Source organism: Kitasatospora sp. NPDC038210 (assembly GCF_055600605.1).
This window is the reverse complement of the sequence record NZ_JBVJYK010000020.1, coordinates 39012-57201: the sequence shown is the minus strand read 5'-3', so window position 1 is coordinate 57201 and position 18190 is coordinate 39012. Positions and strand designations below refer to the sequence as shown.

Genomic DNA, 18190 nt, shown 5'->3' with positions numbered 1-18190 from the left:
GGGCAGCTTCCGAGGGAGCGGACGCCCGTGCGAAGAGCGCGCCTACGATGTGGCGGATGAACGGCGACACGGCGGCCCAGACGTCCACCGGTACGGACCACTCCGCGTGGGGCGGCGTCGGCCTGCCGTCCCCGCGCCCGGCGGAGTCCGTCGCCGCCCCCGCGGCGCCGACCTGGCGCGAGCGGCTGGCCGGCCACGGCTACCGCACCCGCCCGGCGGTGCCACTGGCCGAGCGCCTGGTGCCGCCGATGCCGAACGGCCCCGGTGTGACCCCGCGCGACGTGCCGCAGTCGCCGCTGCTGCTGCGGCTCGGCATCTCGCTGCCGCAGGGCCTCTGGTACTTCCTGTGCCGCTGGTCCGGCTGGCTGGGCCCGATCGCGGTGGCGGCGTTCGCCGGGCTCCTGCGGTTCACCGACCTGGGCCGGCCGAACGCGATCATCTTCGACGAGACGTACTACGCCAAGGACGCGTACGCGCTCTGGCAGGGCGGCTACGAGATCAGCTGGCCCGAGGACGCCAACACGACGATCATGACGCCGGGCGCGGCCGTCCCGTACCGGGAGACGGCCTCGTACGTGGTGCACCCGCCGGTGGGCAAGTGGATCATCGGCTTCGGCGAGCAGCTGTTCGGCATGAACCCCTTCGGCTGGCGCTTCGCGGTGGCCCTGCTCGGCACCCTGTCGGTGCTGATGCTGGCCCGGATCGCCCGCCGGATGTTCCGCTCGACCCTGCTGGGCTGCGTGGCCGGCCTGCTGCTCTCGGTGGACGGCCTGCACCTGGTCCTCAGCCGGGCCGCCCTGCTCGACCTGGTGGTGATGTTCTGGATCGTCGCCGCCTTCGGCTTCCTGCTGCTGGACCGCGACCGGACCAGGGGCGTGCTGGCCGCGAAGCTGGGCGGGGTCGAGAACGCCGGGCTCGCCCAGCGGGTGAACCTGGGCTGGCGCCCGTACCGGATCGCGGCCGGCGTCTGCATCGGCCTGACCTGCGCCACCAAGTGGAGCGGCCTGTACGTGATGGCGGCCTTCGGCCTGATGAGCGTGCTCTGGGACGTCGGCGCCCGCCGCCTGGCCGGCGCCCCGCACCCGTTCCGGGCGGTGCTCGCCCGGGACGTGGTGCCGGCCTTCTTCTCGGTCGTCGTGGTCTCGCTGTCGGTCTACGTCGCGTCCTGGTGGGGCTGGTTCGCCAGCAGCAACGCCCCGGGGAAGGGCGGCTGGGGCCGGGACTGGGCGGTCGGTCGCTCCACGGACTTCCCGTGGATACCCGAGGGCCTGCGCGCCCTGTGGCACTACCACTCGACGGTCTACGAGTTCCACACCCACCTGAGCGACCCGCACACCTACCAGTCCAACCCCTGGTCCTGGCTGGTGCTGGGCCGGCCGGTCTCCTTCTACTACGAGTCCGCCAAGCAGGGCCAGGCCGGCTGCACCGTCGCCGACTGCGCCCGCGAGGTGCTGGGCATCGGCACCCCGCTGCTGTGGTGGACGGCCCTGGTGGCCCTGGTCTACTGCCTGTGGCGCTGGGCCTTCCGGCGGGACTGGCGGGCCGGCGCGCTGCTGTGCGGCCTGGCCGCGGGCTACCTGCCGTGGTTCGCCTACCAGCAGCGGACGATCTTCCTCTTCTACGCGGTGGTCTTCGTCCCGTTCCTGGTGCTCGCGGTGACGATGCTGGTCGGCGCCCTGATCGGCCCGCCCGGCGCCTCCCGGGACCGCCGGATCATCGGCTCCGCGACGGCCGGCCTGCTGGTGCTGCTGATCGTCTGGAACTTCCTGTTCTTCTTCCCGCTCTTCACCGGCCAGACCATCCCGCTGGACGACTGGCGCCGCCGGATGTGGTTCAACAGCTGGATCTGAGCCCCCCCCCCGGACGGCCGGCCGCGCGCTCCGGCCGACACGGTGTCCCCCCGAATCGTCCGTATGCGGTGCACGACACGTACCAGATCCGTCACAAGTCCCGGGCGTTTCGTCGGCGCACCGATTCCGCCTGCCTAGGGTGGGGACGTAACGCGTTTCCGGCTCCGGCCGGTTGCGCCCGGCCGCGAGACCCCTGGGGGAACTGCACCATGCGCAGTGGCGCGAAGATCGGCATCATCACCGGCGTGTCCATCGTCGTCCTCGCGGGCGGCGGTTACGCCGCGTACAGCCTGATGGGCGGCTCGGACTCCGGCGGCGCCAAGCCCCGCACGGTGGTCGCCGAGCCGCCCTCGGCCGATCAGGCGGCAGCCGGCGCGAAGGACTTCCTGGCGGCCTGGGCGGCCGGCGACATCGCCAAGGCGGCCTCGCTGACCGACGACCCGGCCGCGGCCACCACCGCGCTGACCGCCTTCCGGGACCAGGTGAAGCCGAGCGCGCTGACCCTCACCCCGACCGGTCCGACCACCCAGCAGGTCTTCACCGCGGCCACCGGCAGCCCGGCCCCGGCCAAGCCCGCCGCCGGGGCCTCCGCGACGCCGTCGGCCGGCAGCACCCCGGGCGCCACCGACTCGCCGTCCGCCACCGCCGCCCCCGGGCCCACCGGCACGCTGATGAGCTTCAAGGCCCGCGCCGAGTTCGAGGGCACCAACCGGGCCTGGGACTACCAGGGCTTCCTGGGCGTCGTGAAGATGAGCGACAACACCCCGGCCGTGCACTGGGCGCCCACGGTGATCCACCCCCACCTGTCCGGCAACGAGACGATCGCCGTCCAGCAGGTCTTCGCCCCGCCGTCCACCGTGGTGGACCGCAACGGCAAGCCGCTGCAGGCGGCCTCGCTGACCCCGGCGCTGATGGCCACCGTGCAGGACAACGCCCAGAAGCTGCTCCCGCCGGACCCGACCCGGGACCAGGACTCCGGCAAGGCCGTGGTGATCAACGATCCGTCCGGCAAGGCCGCCGCGGACAAGCTCTTCACCATCGTCGAGCCGAAGCCCGGCAAGCCGTTCAAGGTGACCATCGACAGCACCGTCCAGGCCGCCGCCGAGAAGGCGATGACCGACCTCGGCGGCAAGCCCGGCTCCATCGTGGCCATCGAGCCAAGCACCGGCCAGGTGCTGGCCTTCGCCAACTCGCCCGCCAACGGTCAGAACCGGGCCTTCACCGGGCTGCTCGCGCCGGGTTCGACGATGAAGATCGTCACCTCGGCGGCGCTGCTGGAGGCCGGGATCAACCCGGACAGCGTGGTGGCCTGCCCCGAGAAGAGCAGCAACTCGGTCCCGATCCCCAACGACTTCCCGGGCGCCTTCCCGAACAACACGCTCCAGCAGGACTTCATGGTGTCCTGCAACACCGCCTTCATCAACCAGGGTCTGACCAGCCTCAAGCCGGAGACGCTGTCCGCCACGGCCAAGGACGTGTTCGGCATCGGCCTGGAGTGGAAGACCGGCCTGCCGAACGCCGACGGCAAGGTTCCGCCGACGCCGGGCAGCAAGGACGAGCAGGCCATGAACTACATCGGCCAGGGCAAGGTCCAGATGAACCCGCTGGCCATCGCCTCGATCACCGCCACCGTCCAGAGCGGGGCGTTCAAGCAGCCGATCCTGGTGGCCGGTCTGCCGCAGCAGGCGGCGGCCCGCCAGATCTCGCCGGACGTCGCCGGCAAGCTGCGCGCGATGATGAACGCCACCGCGGTCGGCGGCACGGCCAGCCAGGTGATGGCCGGGATCACCGACAACGCGGGCGCCAAGACCGGCTCCGCCGAGGTCCAGGGCGCGTCCACCACCAACAGCTGGTTCACCGCCTTCCGCGGCAACATCGCGGTGGCCGCCGAGGTCCAGGGCGGCGGCCACGGCGTCGACGCGGCCGGCCCGGCGGTGGCCTCCCTCCTGAAGGCCGCCGCCGGCCGCTAGCGGCCTCCGTCCCGAGCCCGCCCCGCCTCAGCTCCGCGGCAGGGCGGGCTCCGGCGTCTCCGGCACCCGGCCGGGCGGGGCGGGGCGCCGGCTGCTCCAGCGCCGGGCCGCCAGCCGGGGCCAGATCATCAGCACCACCGGAAGCGCGAGGTACCCGAACCGCCCGGCCGGGGCGAGCATGAAGGCGATCGCCAGCCCGGCGGCCAGCAGGTCGGCCGCGGCGATCGCGGAGACCGGCGGCCGGGCCAGCAGCCAGATCGCCACCCCGACCAGGGCCACGGTCATCAGGGCCAGCGAGATGGTGTGCCCGGTCGGCCCGAAGCCGGCCAGCACCTTGCCGGGCAGCGGACTGCCCGCCGGGGTGCGGATCGCGGTCATCCCGAGCGGGAAGCGCACCACCTGTTCGCGCAGCGCGTCCGCCTGGGTCAGGACGGACGGCAGGATCACCGCCGTGCTCACCCCGACCCCGATCAGTGCGGTCCGGGCCGCGGGCCGGCGGCCGTACAGCCGCCAGAGCAGCAGGACGGCGACCGGCAGCGCGGGCCAGGCCGTCCACTTCAGGGTGCAGGCGAGGGCGAGCACCAGCCCGGCGCCGACGGTGCGGTCCCGCTCGGCGAGCGCCATGGCCAGGCAGCAGACGCCGATCAGCGGCAGGTCCACCCCGCCGACCACCAGGGCGAGCGCTATCAGCGGCGACGCGGTGAGGACGGCCAGCGGCAGCAGCGGCGCGCGGTCCCTGGAGGGCCGCAGCAGGCGCCAGGCGGCCAGCAGGCAGGCGAAGAAGGTCAGTGCGAACCAGATCCGGGCGTCCCCGGCGACCCTGGCGAAGGCGGTGGAGTCGCCGAGCACTTGGCGCGGCAGGCCGAACAGGGCCATCGCGGGCAGGTACGGGTTGTAGTCGGTGACCACCACCGGGTGGGGCAGGTAGGCGTCGCCGGTGGTGAGCAGCAGGTGGGCCGAGCGTTCGACCACCATGACCTCGGACTGGTGGCGGCCGTGCAGGGCGAGCAGTCCGAGCGGTACGAGGACGGCGCCGACGAGGGCGACCGCGGCGGCCGCGTGGGCCGCGAAGCGCCGCGGCAGGGTCAGGCAGAGCAGCCCGGCCAGGGCGTAGGCGGGGGCCGCGATCAGGCCCCACAGCCGCTGGTTGGCCAGGTCGGAGACCAGCGGGAAGGCGGCGGCCCAGCCGGCGGCGATCAGGCAGCCGAGGAGTTGGACGGACCGCAGCGAGGCGAGTCCGGCGGGATTCAGTCGTTCGGGCGTGGGCGGAAAGGTGCTTTCGCCACGCTGGCGGGGGAAGGGGCGGACCGAGAAGCCTCTCGGCGGTCGTCCGGGTCTGGACGACGTCTCGGTCACGAAGGTCTGCGCCGGCGTTCTGCGGCGGCCGGTGAAGCGGCCGCCTGGGCGGGAGAAGCCGGGCGTGCGGGTGCTCACCATGGTGGAAGGTTATGGGTGTGGGCCCGGCCCTGTCGCCATGGCGTGGGGCACTGGGCGGGTGATGGCACGAAAAGGGCCGCCGGGTGTCCAGTCGGTCGGCGGCCCTTCACGTCGGATTCGCCTGCGGGTCAGCCGGCGGTCCGGTCGGCCGCGACGGCCGGTTCCTCGGCCTGCTCCAGGCGCGAGTGCTTGATGCTGTAGCCGAAGTACACGACCACGGCGACGGCGAGGGCGATCGCGCCGGCCCGGAAGGTGTCGGCGTGCAGGCCGGTGATCAGGTAGATGCAGAAGGCGACGCTGACCAGCGGGACGACCGGGTAGCCGGGCACCTTGAAGCCGCGCGGCAGGTCGGGCTGGGTGCGGCGCAGCACGATCACGCCGATCGAGACGACCGAGAAGGCGATGAGCGTCCCGAGGCTGGTGATGTCGGCCAGGACGTTCAGCGGGATGAACGCGGCCAGCGCGCCCACGCCGAGGCCGACCACGATGGTGTTCCAGACCGGGGTGCCGGTGCGCGGCGAGAGCTGGGCGAAGCGCTTGGGCAGCATGCCGTCGCGGCCCATCGAGTACAGGATGCGGGTCTGGCCGTAGATCACCACGAGGGTGATGCTGAAGATCGAGAGGATCGCGCCGATCGCGAAGACCATCGCGGGCCAGCTCTGGCCGGTGATGTCCTGGAGGATCTGGGCGAGGCCCGCCTCCTGGCCGTCGAACTTGTTCCAGGGCTGGGCGCCGATGCCGGCCAGCGCGACCAGGATGTAGAGCAGGGTCACCACGACCAGCGAGATGATGATCGCCAGCGGCAGGGTGCGGCGCGGGTTCTTGACCTCCTCACCGGCGGTGGACACGGCGTCCAGGCCGATGAAGGAGAAGAAGATGCTGGACGCGGCGACCTGCACGCCGCCGATGCCGAGCGGCATGAACGGGGTCAGGTTGCCGGAGTGGAAGCCGGTCAGGGCCACGCCGATGAACAGCAGCAGGATGACGATCTTGATCGCGACCATGGCCGCGTTGACCTTCACCGATTCGCTGACGCCGCGGATCAGCAGGACGCAGACCATCGCGACCAGCAGCAGCGCCGGCAGGTTGAACCAGTGGGTGCTGTCCGGCGCGCCCGCGAGCTGCTCGGGGATCTTGAACCCGAAGGCCAGGTCGAGGAACTTGTTCAGGTACTCGGCCCAGCTGACGGCGATCGCGGAGGCGGAGACGCCGTACTCCATCAGCAGGCAGATGCCGACGCCGAAGGCCACGCCCTCGCCGAGGGTGGCGTAGGCGTAGGAGTACGAGGAGCCGGAGACCGGGATCGCGGAGGCCATCTCGGCGTAGCAGAGCGCGGTGAGTCCGGCGGTGACCGCGGCGATCACGAAGGACAGGATGACGGCCGGACCGGCCGAGGGCACCGCGGTGTTCAGCACGAAGAAGATGCCGGTGCCGATGGTGGCGCCGATGCCGATCGAGGAGAGCTGCCAGAGGCCGATCGAGCGGCGCAGGTGGATGCCGGAGCGACCGCCCTCCTCGGGCGCGCCGGCCGGAAGGGCGTCGCGCCCCTCGCTCTCCGCGATCAGTGTCGAGACGGGCTTGCGTCGCAGCAGACGCGCACCAAGGGTGTTGCTGGCCAAAACTGCGGTCCTTCTAGACGGGGGAGGGTGTTGTGGCGGCTGGCCACCCGACACCACCGATGGGAGTCATTGCGGACCAACCGAACAAAGATGGGACAGTACCCGGCGAAAGCACCAGTGTCGCAAACGAACAGTCCGGGTACGCGCATTGTCCAAATCGGCACATATTGATGTACAAACCGGACACTTCGCAAACGGCGCATCTACCGGCGAGCAGCTAAAGCAGCAGCTCAGAGCCGTTCCGGGGGCCGGGATCATCCGCCGAGCACCGCCCGGACCACCGAGGCGGGCGCAGCGCAGCCGCGGCCCTCCCGCACGGCCCGGCCCGACGGCCCGATCGACCGCGCGCACGAAGCCCGGGCGGGCGCCGATTCGCCACCCCCGCGCCGGAGTTCACGCCGGAGCGGTCCGACGCACGGTCCGGACTCGTTTCGCCACGGCGAACTGATGATCCCTAGGATCGGCCGGGTGACTACCGGACGACGACCACAGACCAGGCTCGGCAGCCTGCTGGCCGCCCTGGCGATAACGGGCGCCTCGCTGCTCCTCGGCCTGCCCGCCCACGCCGACGAACCATCAGCCGGCGCCGCCCCAGCCCCCAAGGAAGCCCCCCGGGTCGACCTCGTCCTGGACGTCAGCGGCTCCATGACCGCCACCGACATCCAGGGCAAGAGCCGCATCTCGGTGGCCCAGCAGTCGCTGAACGAGGTGATCGACGCGCTGCCCGCGGAGACCGAGTTCGGCATCCGCACGCTGGGCGCGACCTACCCCGGCAACGACAAGAACCTCGGCTGCCAGGACACCAAGCAGCTCTTCCCGGTCGGGAAGACCAACAAGGTCGAGGCCAAGACCGCGGTCGCCACCCTGCGGCCCACCGGCTGGACCCCGATCGGCCTGGCCCTGCGCGGCGCCGCCCAGGACCTCGGCAAGGGCGAGACCACCCGCCGGGTGGTGCTGATCACCGACGGCGAGGACACCTGCACCCCGCCCGACCCCTGTGACGTCGCCCGCGAACTCGCCTCCCAGGGCATCCACCTGATCGTCGACACCCTCGGTCTGGCCCACGACGACAAGACCCGCCAGCAGCTGCTCTGCATCGCCAACGCGACCGGCGGCACCTACACCGACGTCCGCACCCAGGAGCAGCTCACCGACAAGGTGAAGCAGCTCGTCGACCGCTCCAACGACACCTACACGGTGACCCCGGTCAAGACCGCCGGCACCGACAAGTGCGAGAGCGCCCCGGTGCTCGCCCCGGGCGTCTACACCGACCGCGAGAAGTTCTCCGAGCACCGCGTCTACAAGGTCCCGGTCAAGGCCGGCCAGGAGCTGCGCGCCTCCGTCAGCGTCGCACTCGACCGCCCGACGGCCCGGGACTACGGCGTCCTGCTGCAGGCCACCAGCGCGACCGGCCAGGAGCTGGTCCGCGGCACCGACGCCGGCAGCAGCCGCACCGACGTGATCTCCACCGGCCTGCGCTGGTCCACCGACGACTCCAAGGGCTACGTCACGGCGAGCCCGACCTCCTCGTCGGGCTCCTCGAAGGAGAAGCCGACCACCACCGTCTGCCTGGTCGTCAGCAACTCGCTGGCCCCGCAGGCCGGCGTACAGGCCGACCCCGGCATGCCGCTGGAGCTGACCGTGGACCTGGCCTCCTCCTCGCCCGCCCCCGAGGGCGCCGCGATGGGCCTCGGCCGCGGCTGGATCCTGCTGCTCACCCTCACCCTGGCCGGTCTGGTCTTCGGCCTGCTGTTCGGCTGGATCGCACGTTGGCGGATCGCCGTCTGGCGGGAGAACTGACCATGCGTACGACCATTCGCGGCGCCCTCGCCGCCCTCGCCCTGCTGCCCGCCCTCGCCCTGGGCGCCCCGGCGGCCTCGGCCGCTCCGTCCCCCTCGGCCAGCGCGAGCGGCGCGCCGGCCCCGGCCACCAAGGCCGGCACCTCCTTCCTGACCGCGGTCAACCTCTCCCCCGGCCAGGACGCCGAGGTCGCCGCCTCCACCGGCGACTACCTGTACTGGGCGTTCGGCGCCTCCGAGGGGCAGACCCCGACGGTCAAGCTGACCGTCAACCTGGCCCCGGCGACCGACCGGCACGGCCCGCAGACCTGGTCCGTCGAGGTCTTCGACGGGCTGCGCCGCCGCCAGGCCTGCACCGCCGGCACCCAGAACGCCACCGGCGACCAGAACGCCACCTCGGTGGCGCTCGACTGCACCCTGCGCGAGGTCCGCACCTGGGCCGAGCCGTGGTCCGGAGACCCGCTGCCCGGCACCTACTACGTGCGGCTGTCGGTGACCGACGTCCCGCAGCCGGACCTCGGCCTGGCCACCTCCGTCCGGCTGCACGTCGCCGCCAAGGGCGGCTCCGACAACGCCCAGCCGGAGGGCGGGGAGCTGAAGGCCCCGCTGGTCCCGCCGGTCGGCGGCGGTGCGAGCACCGCCAAGGCGGCCGCCCCGGTGGCGGAGGAGGAGCACTGGTACACCGGCTGGTTCTCCGGCTGGAACAGCCGCTGGTACTGGACGATCGGCGGCGGCTTCCTGGCCGCGCTGGCGGGCGTCCTCGGCTACAACCTGACCCGGCACCCGCACGGCCGTCGGCCGGGCCACCACGGCACCGTGCCGCCCCAGGGCTCGTACCAGAGCGGTTCCTACTCCGACCGCCCCTGACCCGCTGACCCGCGCCCCAGCGCAGCCCGAGGGCCGGCCGGAGGACTCCTCCGACCGGCCCTCGGCCGCGTCCGGCCCCGGGGCGGGCGTCAGCCGCGGAAGAGGTCGTGCCCCACGTCGGACGGGACGACGTCCTGGAACGGCTTGCTGTCCGGCCCCGGCACGTGCTCGCCGGGCACGGGCTCACCGCTCTCCCGGTGCAGCAGCACCACGCCGTCCTCGGCCCAGAGCTGCCGGTACCCGTGGTCCAGCAGCAGCCGGATCCGCGCGGCCTGCTCGGTGTCCGTGGCGAACGGGAAGGAGCGCTTGTTCGACCGGGTGAGCACGTACTCGCGCCCGCGCGGCGTGCCGTCCACCAGCACCACGTCCGTACGGGCGGTCAGCCGCGGCGCGATCTGGTTGTCGGCCTCCACCGAGGCGCCGTCCGGGATCAGCGCCGCCGCCCGCACCAGCGCGGCCTCGCTCGGCTTGGCCTGCCAGGAGGACGGCACCGCCAGCTGCACCAGCCCGATCGGCACGGCGGCCACCAGGGCGATGCCGGCCGCGCCGAGGCCCAGCCGTCGCGCCCGCCGGACGGTCCGCTCGGGCTGCTCGGTGCTGCTCAGCCGGCCCAGCACCTCGACGGCGGCCGTGAGCAGGATCGGCCAGAGCATCGAGTCGTAGTGCCGGGCGATCGACCAGTGGTTGGGGTTGCTGGACAGGATCCGCTCGGCCAGCAGCGGCACCGCGCACAGCACGGTGGCCGAGCGCAGCGGCAGCAGGAGCGTCGTCCCGAACAGCCAGAGCAGCAGCAGCGGCTTGAGCGGCTGGTCGAAGGCCGTCTGCACCAGCAGGAACGGGTTGTGCAGCAGGTGGCGCAGCGCGTCCCCGCCGTCCGTGCCGAGCGCCGCGTAGTTCCAGTAGTAGCCCGGCTCCCCGCCCATCGCCGGGATCAGCCACGTGATCGCGACCGCCGAGGCGACCGGGCCGCCCAGCAGCAGCCCGAGGCCGGTGAAGCGGCCAGCCCGGTCCCCGGTGCGGCGGGTGCGCAGCAGCAGCACCAGCCCGTACGCCCCGACCACCAGGCCGAGGTCCTCCTTGGTGCAGCACAGCAGGACGGCGGCGAGCACCACCGTGCCGTACCGGCGGGCCAGGCCGCGCTCCAGCATCAGCAGGGTCAGCGGCACCGCGAAGGCGACCTCGTGGAAGCCGACCCGGGCGGCGACCAGCAGCGGCCAGCCGAGGGCGTGGACCAGCCCGGCCAGGTCGGCGGCCCGCCGGGCGGTGCGCGGAGGGGCGGCGGCGAAGCCGTGCGCGGCGATCCGCCGGATCAGCGGCACCCCGGCCGCGAACAGCAGCGACTGCCCGATGATCAGCGAGCGCGGGTCGTCCCAGATCCAGTACAGCGGGGCGAGCAGCGCCAGGACCGGCGAGAAGTGGTCGCCCAGCAGCGAGAAGCCGGGCGGGAACTCGTGGTGGTAGCTCTTCAGCGTGGAGACGGGCAGCCCGAAGTGGGCGTAGCCGCGCACGCCCTGGTCGAATATGCCGAGGTCGAAGCCGCCGAGCGACACCGAGGTCCAGCCCTGCAGGCCGACGGCGCACATCACCGCGAAGCAGAGCGCGGTGAGCAGCGCGGTGCGCCGGGCCGGGCCGTGCAGCAGGGCCGCGGCCGCGTTCCGGGCGGTGGGCGCGGCGGCGGGCGGCGACGGGGGTGCGGTCTGGGTGGTCACGTCAGCTCTGATCCGTCCGGTCTGGGTCCGTCGGGTCCGGTGGGGCGGGCCCGGTGGGGCGGGTCCGGTCCGTCAGGTCCGGTTCGTCAGCGCGGGATCGCGGTCCAGCTTGGCGGCCAGCAGCGCCCAGGCCCCGCCGCCGGTGGCGTCCACGGCCTGTCGCCGGGCGCGGTACAGCCGCACCCCGAGGACGACCAGGACGGCGATCCCGATCGGCGGGTAGATCGCGCCGGGCAGCTGCCAGTACCAGGCGACCCCGCGGCCCCAGCGGTGCGGCACCGTCCACATGACGTGGGAGAGGAACACGAGGAGGGTCACGCCGAGCAGGACCTGCCGTGCCCTGGTCCGGGCCTCGACCACCAGCAGGGCGATCAGCGGGACGCACCAGACCCAGTGGTGGGTCCAGCTGATCGGCGAGACCAGCAGGGCGGTGAACGCGGTGCAGACCCCGCCCCAGGCGTCGGCCCGGCGCAGCACCCGCGCCGAGCGCCCGGCCAGCACGGCCACCCCGAGTCCGAAGGCGCCGACCAGCGCGGAGGCGGCCAGGCCGACCAGGCCCGGGTCGTTGACGTCGAGCAGCCGGCAGACGGCGCCGCGCAGCGACTGGTTGTCCACCAGGACGGTCACGCCGACCCGGCTCGGGTCCCAGAGGTACGTGGTCCAGAACCCGTACGAGGCGTCGGGCAGCAGGACCCAGCCGATCAGGCCCGCCGCCACGAACGTGCCGGCCGAGACCAGTGCGGCCCGGACCCGGCCGGTCAGGAAGAGGTAGACCGCGAACAGGCCCGGGGTGATCTTGATGGCGGTGGCCAGGCCGATGCCCACGCCCTTGAACCGGTTGCGGTCCGAGCGGGTCAGGTCCCACAGCACCAGGCAGAGGATGCCGAGGTTGACCTGCCCGTACTGGAAGGTGGTGAACACCGGCTCCAGCCAGATGCCCAGGCCGGTCGCCAGGATCACCACGGCGGGCCGGTTGTGCCTGGCCCACCCGGCCAGCTTGAGCGACAGGTCCACCGCCAGGGCGAGCAGGCCGTAGTTGAGGAGCATCACCAGCACGCGCAAGGTGCTCACGTCGAACCAGGTGCTCGGCACGAAGAGCATCGCGGCGAACGGCGGGTAGGTGGCCGGCAGGTCCCAGCCGGGCAGCCGCATCGCGTACAGGTCCTGGCCGCGGACGACGGCCTGGCCCTCGGCCCGGTAGACCAGCATGTCGACCATGGTGGCCCCGTGGGCGTGCCGGAAGCAGGCGAACACCGCCAGTGACACGGCGGCCACGCAGGCCGCCGCGAGGGTCCAGGAATTCGATCTTCCGGTTTCCGGGGTGCCGCCGGATCCGTCCGGGCCGGACTGCCGCGCCCACCGTGTCAGACCGAACTCGCGCACCGCGATGGCACCCCGTTGAGATAGACCAGATCGTTCCGTCGTCAGCGTCTGGGCCAACCCACCATAACCGACCCCCCTGAGGCCCAAACCGCGTCAGAAACCGCCCCAGGAAGGTGTTGTGATCTCGACCACAACGGGTCGTCGGACCGGCCTGTGACGACCCCTGCGCCACAAAACGCGAAATCCCGCCGGGAGTTGCCTCCCGGCGGGATTCGGTGGACCGGCCGGAGCCGATCCGTTGGGTGGAGCTGAGGGGATTCGAACCCCTGACCCCCTCGATGCGAACGAGGTGCGCTACCGGACTGCGCCACAGCCCCAACGAGAAGAAACTCTAGCACCTTTCGGAGGTGGTCCGTGACCACCCCCCGGTGGCGGCGCCGACCGGGGGGCGGCCGGGGTCATTCGTTGGCCGCGCGGGGGCGGGACTCGGTGACCTGCGGCTCGGCGTACTGGTCGAAGAGCGGGGTGCTGCGGGACTCGGCGGGGCGGCCCGCCGTCCAGGTGCCGGGTGCCGACAGGTCGAGGCCCCGGGAGACCCGGGGAGCGACCGGCGCGGTGACGTAGGTCGGCAGCGGGACGGGCACCGGCTCCCAGGAGTCCGGGCCGGCCGCGCCGCGCTCGCGCATGCCGTCGACCCACTCCTCGTGCTCGGTCGCCTCGGCCACCGCGGAGGCGGAGGGCACCGAGACGGTGGCCTCCTCCGGGTCGGCGGCCAGCCGCAGGTGCGGGCGGCGCGCGGCGCGCTCGTCGGCGGGCGCGGCCGGGGCCGGCTCCGCCCCCGCCGGCGCCTCGGCCGGGGCGGCGTCGGCCGACGGGGCCGGGACGCGCTGCTGCTCGCGCTTGCGCAGCCGTTCGGCCGCCTGGGCGGCCCGGACGCGGTCGAGCTTCACCTCGTACCGCTGGCGCTCCAGCTTGCGCAGGTGGCCGATGTACAGGGTGAGGAGGGCCGCGGGAACGGCCGGGACCCAGAGGAAGGCCAGTCCGGCCACCGCCGCGACCACCGCGCCGAGCGCGAAGCAGAGGAAGAGACCGGTGACCATCCGGCGCCGGCGGGCCAGCAGCCGCGCCCGGCGCTCGACCCCGACCCGTGGCGCCGGGGCGGGCCGTTCGGCCGCCCGCTCCGCCGGTGGCTCGGGTTCCCGCGCCGCGGGGTCGTCTGAGGCGGCCTCGTCCCGTCCGGGAGGGCCGTCGTTGCTGTGCTCGTCGTCACGCGGTTCGTCGCCCAGGGCCCGGGCTGCCCGCCGCTCCAGCGCCGAACGCCCGGCCAGCAGGCGGATGGCGGTGCTGAAGCGTTCCGTCGGGCGCGCCTCGTTGAGTTCGTCCTGCCTGCGGAGCCACATCGGCACCAGATAGGCGGCCCAGGCCCCTACGATGACGGCGTAGATAAGGCCGCTACTGCTCACGATCCACACCGTACGGGCGCCGGGAAGGCCTGGCAGCAATTTGGCCCGGCGTGTCGTGTGATCAAGCTGATTCTCCGACTATTTTGCCGGTATTTGTGACGGTCCGCCACCGGGCCGATGCCATATCGATATTTCGTTCGAACATATATTCAATTACCTGGCCGGTGTCCGGAACTGAGCGCGCGCCAGCGCTCCAGCATCCCCTCCGGAACCTCCTCGTCGGTCAGCGCGTAGACCAGGTGGTCGCGCCAATCGCCGTCGATGTGGAGATAGCGCGGGCGGATTCCCTCCGAGCGGAAGCCGAGCTTTTCCACCACGCGCCGGCTCGGGGTGTTCTCCGGACGGATGCAGACCTCGATCCGGTGCAGTCCGAGGGTGCGGAAGCAGTAGTTCACCGAAAGCGCCACGGCGGCCGGGATGATGCCCCGGCCGGCCACCGCCTCGTCGACCCAGTAGCCGATGTTCGCCGAGCACATCGAGCCCCAGGTGATCCCGCCGACGGTCAACTGACCGACCAGCTCGCCCTTGTAGAGCACCACGAAGGGCAGCATCCGGCCCGCCGAGGCCTCGCCGCGCAGGAAGCGGACCATCTGCCGGTAGGTCGGGCGGGGCCCGGCGGCCTGGCCGGCCGGGCCGGGCGGCACGGTGGCCTCCCACCGCCGCAGCCAGTCCCGGTTGCGGCGGCTCACCTCCTGCCAGTCGCGCTGGTCGCGGGCCCGGATCGGGCGCAGCGCGACCTCCCCCTCGTGGAGTTCTACCGGCCAGCCGGCGTTCAGTGCCCTCTCCCGGATTCTGGAGCCCCGGGGGCCGGGGCGTCGGGCCGGGGGTGGTCCCCACCGCCGAGCTGGTCGACGGCGTGGGCGAGCAGCGGCTCCAGGACGGCCAGGCCGTCCTTGACGCCGCCGGTCGAGCCCGGCAGGTTGACGATCAGGGTACGTCCGGCGAGCCCGGCGAGCCCCCGGGAGAGCGCCGAGGTGGGCACCTTCTCCCGGCCGTACGCACGGATGGCCTCGGCGATGCCGGGGATCTGCCGGTCGATCACCCGGGCGGTCATCTCCGGGGTGAGGTCCATCGGCGAGATGCCGGTGCCGCCGGTGGTCAGCACGACGTCGTAGCCGGCCGCGACGGCCTCGCGCAGCACGGCCTCCACCGGCTCCCCGTCCGGGACGACCCGGGGGCCGTCGGCGGTGAAGCCCATCGCGGTCAGGCCGGCCACCAGCAGCGGGCCGCCCTTGTCCGCGTAGACGCCGGCCGATGCCCGGTTGGAGACGGTCACGGCCAGCGCCCTCCCGGCCGGCGCGGTCATGCGTCCACCTCCGGCGCGAACCAGTCGCCGCTCTTGCCGCCGGTCTTGCCGAGCACCCGGACGGACTCGATGGTGGCGCCCTTGTCCACGGCCTTGACCATGTCGATGACGGTCAGCCCGGCCACCGCGACGGCGGTCAGCGCCTCCATCTCGACGCCGGTGCGGTCGGCGGTCTTCACGGTGGCGGTGATCTCCACCGCGTCGTCCGCGACGGCGAGGTCGACCTTGACGCCGGAGACGGCGATCGGGTGGCAGAGCGGGACGAGGTCCGGGGTCTTCTTGGCGCCCATGATCCCGGCGATCCGGGCCACCGCGAGGGCGTCGCCCTTGGGCACGCCCTCGCCGCGCAGCAGCTCGACCACCTTCGGGGAGACCCTCACCCGTCCGGCCGCGACGGCGGTGCGCGCGGTGGTGGCCTTCTCGGAGACGTCGACCATGCGGGCCGCGCCCTGGTCGTCGACGTGGGTGAGGCGGTCGCCGGGGGGAGGTGTCGTCACGGGTGGCTCCAGGGGCGCGCAGGTCGAAGTACCGCGCTACCGTACAACTCCGTGACTCCCCGGGCGCTCAGGAGTCCAGCAGCACCACGTCGACCTCGCTGCCGGCGGGCAGGGCGGTGACGTCCTCGGGGACGGTGATCAGGCAGTCGGCCCGGGCCAGTGCGCCGACCAGGTGCGACTCGGCGCCGCCGACCGGCTCGACCGTGCCGTCCGCCGCCGAGTAGCGGCCGCGCAGGAACTGCCGGCGGCCGGCCGGGGAGCGCAGCGCGGCCGGGCAGAGCGCGCGGACCACCGGACGGTGCACGTCGGCGGCGCCGAGCATGGTGCGGATGACCGGGCGGACGAACAGCTCGAAGGAGATGTAGGCGCTCACCGGGTTGCCGGGCAGGGCGAGCAGCGGCACCCCGGGCGCGTCGCCGATCCGGCCGAAGCCCTGCGGCTTGCCGGGCTGCATCCGCAGCTTCCGGAAGTCGACGCCGCCGTAGGTCTCGAAGACCTCCTTGACCACGTCGTACGCGCCGACGCTGACCCCGCCGCTGGTGACGATCAGGTCGGCCCGGCCGAGCTGGTCCTCCAGGACGGCGCGCAGCCGGTCGGCGTCGTCCGGGACGGCGCCGACCCGGAAGGCGATGGCGCCGGCCTCCTGGGCGGCGGCGGTGAGGGTGAAGCTGTTGGAGTCGGCGATCTGCCCGGGGCCGACCGGCTCGCCGGGCTGGACCAGCTCGCTGCCGGTGGACAGCACCACGACCCGCGGGCGCGGGCGGACCTTCACGGTGGCCCGGCCGATCGCGGCGAGCAGGCCGAGCTGGGTGGGGCCGAGCCGGGTGCCGGCCTCCAGGACCTTCGATCCCGCGGCGACGTCGCTGCCGCGGCGGCGGATGTGCGCGCCCTCGGCGACCGGGCGCAGGACGCGGACCTCCTCGTCCGGGACCGGCGCGGTCATCGCGGCGGCGGCCACGCCGGTGCCGGTGCCGCCGTCGGTCCACTCGACCGGGGCGACGGCGCGGGCACCGGGCGGCACGGGGGCGCCGGTCATGATCCGGGCGGCCTGGCCGGGGCCGACCCTGGGCAGCTCGTCCGCGCCGGCGGCGATGTCGCCGACCACCGAGAGCACCGAGGGGTAGGCGTCGGTCGCGCCCTCGGTGTCGGCGGTGCGGACGGCGTAGCCGTCCATCGAGCTGTTGTCGAAGGGCGGCAGGTCGCCGTCGGCGACCACGTCCTCGTCGAGCCGGCAGCCCTGGGCGTCGAGCAGCCGGAGCTCGATCGCGGGCAGCGGGCCGACGGCGGCGAGCACGTCGGCGAGGTGCTCGTCCACCGTCCAGAGGCGGGGGGCCGCCGGTGCCGGGTCCGTTCCGGCGTCGCAGCAGGCTGCGGGCGTGGTGCTGTGCTCGGTGGACCCGGTCATCGGCGGCTCGCTCTCTGTCGTGTCAGTCCTGCATCTCGGAGCCGACGAACTCCCGCAGCCAGGAGCGGAACTCCGGGCCCAGGTCCTCGCGCTCGGCGGCCAGACGGACGATAGCGCGCAGGTAGTCGGCGCGGTCGCCGGTGTCGTAGCGGCGGCCCTTGAAGAGCACGCCGTGCACCTGGCCGCCGTCGGCGGGCTCGCGGGTGGTGAGCTCGCGCAGGGCGTCGGTGAGCTGGATCTCGCCGCCGCGGCCGGGCGGGGTCTCACGCAGCACGTCGAAGACCAGCGGGTCGAGGACGTAGCGGCCGATGACGGCGTAGTTCGAGGGGGCCTCGCCCGGCTCGGGCTTCTCGACCAGGTCGGTCACCTGGAAGACGTCCTCGCCGAAGCCGTTGGCCTTGACGGCGGCGCAGCCGTAGAGGTGGATCTGGGAGGGGTCGACCTCCATGAGGGCGACGACCGAGCCGCCGAGCTCCTGCTGGACCTCGATCATCCGGGAGAGCAGCGGGTCGCGCGGGTCGATCAGGTCGTCACCGAGCAGGACGGCGAAGGGCTGGCCGGCGACGTGCTGCTCGGCGACCGAGACGGCGTGGCCGAGGCCCTTCGGGTCCCCCTGGCGGACGTAGTGCATGTTGGCCAGCTCGACGGACTCCCGGACCCGGGCCAGGCGCTGCTGGTCGCCCTTGCGCGCCAGGAGCTCCTCCAGCTCGTAGGCACGGTCGAAGTGGTCCTCCAGCGCGCGCTTGTTGCGGCCGGTGACCATCAGTATGTCGGACAGGCCTGCGGCGGAGGCCTCCTCGACGACGTACTGGATCGCCGGCTTGTCGACGACCGGCAGCATCTCCTTCGGGGTGGCCTTGGTCGCCGGGAGGAAGCGGGTGCCCAGTCCGGCCGCGGGTACCACGGCCTTGGTTACCGGAACTCGGGAGTTGGTCGTCGTCATGC

Annotated in this window: 14 protein-coding genes and 1 tRNA gene; 4 read left to right on the top strand and 11 right to left on the bottom strand. The window is 73.2% G+C overall.

Going from position 1 to position 18190, the window contains the following annotated elements; translation table 11 throughout:
• Positions 1-47 precede the first annotated feature (47 nt).
• Entirely contained in the window at positions 48-1850 is a 1803-nt protein-coding gene (locus ACZ7KX_RS31820) for a dolichyl-phosphate-mannose--protein mannosyltransferase (RefSeq protein ID WP_470329473.1), read from the top strand.
• 209 nt (positions 1851-2059) lie between these two features.
• Entirely contained in the window at positions 2060-3820 is a 1761-nt protein-coding gene (locus tag ACZ7KX_RS31815) for a penicillin-binding transpeptidase domain-containing protein (protein WP_470329472.1), read from the top strand.
• A 27-nt stretch (positions 3821-3847) separates the two neighbouring features.
• Here ACZ7KX_RS31815 and ACZ7KX_RS31810 read toward each other — a convergent pair whose 3' ends face one another.
• Positions 3848-5257, bottom strand: a complete 1410-nt coding sequence (locus tag ACZ7KX_RS31810) for a glycosyltransferase 87 family protein (RefSeq protein WP_470329471.1) — start codon at positions 5255-5257, stop codon at positions 3848-3850.
• A gap of 128 nt (positions 5258-5385) precedes the next feature.
• Positions 5386-6876: an amino acid permease gene (locus ACZ7KX_RS31805; RefSeq protein WP_470329470.1), complete on the bottom strand. Its 1491-nt coding sequence runs from the start codon at positions 6874-6876 to the stop codon at positions 5386-5388.
• Between the two features lie 468 nt (positions 6877-7344).
• Between ACZ7KX_RS31805 and ACZ7KX_RS31800 the strand changes: the two genes are divergently transcribed.
• Both ACZ7KX_RS31800 and ACZ7KX_RS31795 read left to right on the top strand, forming a co-directional pair.
• Complete coding sequence (locus tag ACZ7KX_RS31800) at positions 7345-8676, top strand: VWA domain-containing protein (protein ID WP_470329469.1); 1332 nt, start codon at positions 7345-7347, stop codon at positions 8674-8676.
• A 2-nt stretch (positions 8677-8678) separates the two neighbouring features.
• Positions 8679-9542 (top strand): peptidase, encoded by an 864-nt coding sequence (locus tag ACZ7KX_RS31795; protein ID WP_470329468.1) that lies wholly within the window; start codon positions 8679-8681, stop codon positions 9540-9542.
• A gap of 89 nt (positions 9543-9631) precedes the next feature.
• On the opposite strand, the gene ACZ7KX_RS31790 is transcribed toward ACZ7KX_RS31795, so the two are convergent.
• From ACZ7KX_RS31790 to galU, 9 genes are all read right to left on the bottom strand, one after another.
• A complete protein-coding gene (locus tag ACZ7KX_RS31790; protein WP_470329467.1) occupies positions 9632-11251 on the bottom strand; it encodes a DUF2079 domain-containing protein in 1620 nt (539 codons plus the stop codon).
• Between the two features lie 72 nt (positions 11252-11323).
• On the bottom strand, positions 11324-12526 hold the full coding sequence (locus tag ACZ7KX_RS31785; protein ID WP_470329466.1) for a glycosyltransferase 87 family protein: 1203 nt from the start codon (positions 12524-12526) through the stop codon (positions 11324-11326).
• 351 nt (positions 12527-12877) lie between these two features.
• Positions 12878-12951 (bottom strand) — tRNA-Ala (locus ACZ7KX_RS31780).
• A gap of 81 nt (positions 12952-13032) precedes the next feature.
• Positions 13033-14037, bottom strand: a complete 1005-nt coding sequence (gene sepX, locus ACZ7KX_RS31775; protein ID WP_470329465.1) for a divisome protein SepX/GlpR — start codon at positions 14035-14037, stop codon at positions 13033-13035.
• 149 nt (positions 14038-14186) lie between these two features.
• Positions 14187-14813, bottom strand: coding sequence for a GNAT family N-acetyltransferase (locus tag ACZ7KX_RS31770; RefSeq protein ID WP_470329519.1), 627 nt, complete (start codon positions 14811-14813; stop codon positions 14187-14189).
• Positions 14810-15343 (bottom strand): MogA/MoaB family molybdenum cofactor biosynthesis protein, encoded by a 534-nt coding sequence (locus ACZ7KX_RS31765; protein ID WP_470329464.1) that lies wholly within the window; start codon positions 15341-15343, stop codon positions 14810-14812. Before ACZ7KX_RS31765 ends, ACZ7KX_RS31770 begins: the two co-directional genes overlap by 4 nt.
• Positions 15340-15780 (bottom strand): cyclic pyranopterin monophosphate synthase MoaC, encoded by a 441-nt coding sequence (gene moaC / locus ACZ7KX_RS31760; protein ID WP_470329518.1) that lies wholly within the window; start codon positions 15778-15780, stop codon positions 15340-15342. The genes ACZ7KX_RS31765 and moaC overlap by 4 nt, the downstream gene beginning before the upstream one ends.
• A gap of 127 nt (positions 15781-15907) precedes the next feature.
• Positions 15908-17245 carry a molybdotransferase-like divisome protein Glp gene (gene glp / locus ACZ7KX_RS31755; protein ID WP_470329463.1) on the bottom strand — a complete coding sequence of 446 codons (1338 nt, stop codon included), beginning with the start codon at positions 17243-17245 and terminating at the stop codon, positions 15908-15910.
• Positions 17246-17267: 22 nt separating this feature from the next.
• Positions 17268-18188 carry a UTP--glucose-1-phosphate uridylyltransferase GalU gene (gene galU, locus ACZ7KX_RS31750; protein WP_350525967.1) on the bottom strand — a complete coding sequence of 307 codons (921 nt, stop codon included), beginning with the start codon at positions 18186-18188 and terminating at the stop codon, positions 17268-17270.
• Positions 18189-18190: the final 2 nt, after the last annotated feature.

Coding starts and splice junctions, on each gene's coding strand:
- ACZ7KX_RS31820 (WP_470329473.1), top strand. CDS start 48: ATGTGGCGGATGAACGGCGACACGGCGGCCCAGACGTCCACCGGTACG.
- ACZ7KX_RS31815 (WP_470329472.1), top strand. CDS start 2,060: ATGCGCAGTGGCGCGAAGATCGGCATCATCACCGGCGTGTCCATCGTC.
- ACZ7KX_RS31810 (WP_470329471.1), bottom strand. CDS start 5,257: ATGGTGAGCACCCGCACGCCCGGCTTCTCCCGCCCAGGCGGCCGCTTC.
- ACZ7KX_RS31795 (WP_470329468.1), top strand. CDS start 8,679: ATGCGTACGACCATTCGCGGCGCCCTCGCCGCCCTCGCCCTGCTGCCC.
- ACZ7KX_RS31765 (WP_470329464.1), bottom strand. CDS start 15,343: ATGACCGCGCCGGCCGGGAGGGCGCTGGCCGTGACCGTCTCCAACCGG.
- moaC (WP_470329518.1), bottom strand. CDS start 15,780: ATGGTCGACGTCTCCGAGAAGGCCACCACCGCGCGCACCGCCGTCGCG.
- glp (WP_470329463.1), bottom strand. CDS start 17,245: ATGACCGGGTCCACCGAGCACAGCACCACGCCCGCAGCCTGCTGCGAC.
- galU (WP_350525967.1), bottom strand. CDS start 18,188: ATGACGACGACCAACTCCCGAGTTCCGGTAACCAAGGCCGTGGTACCC.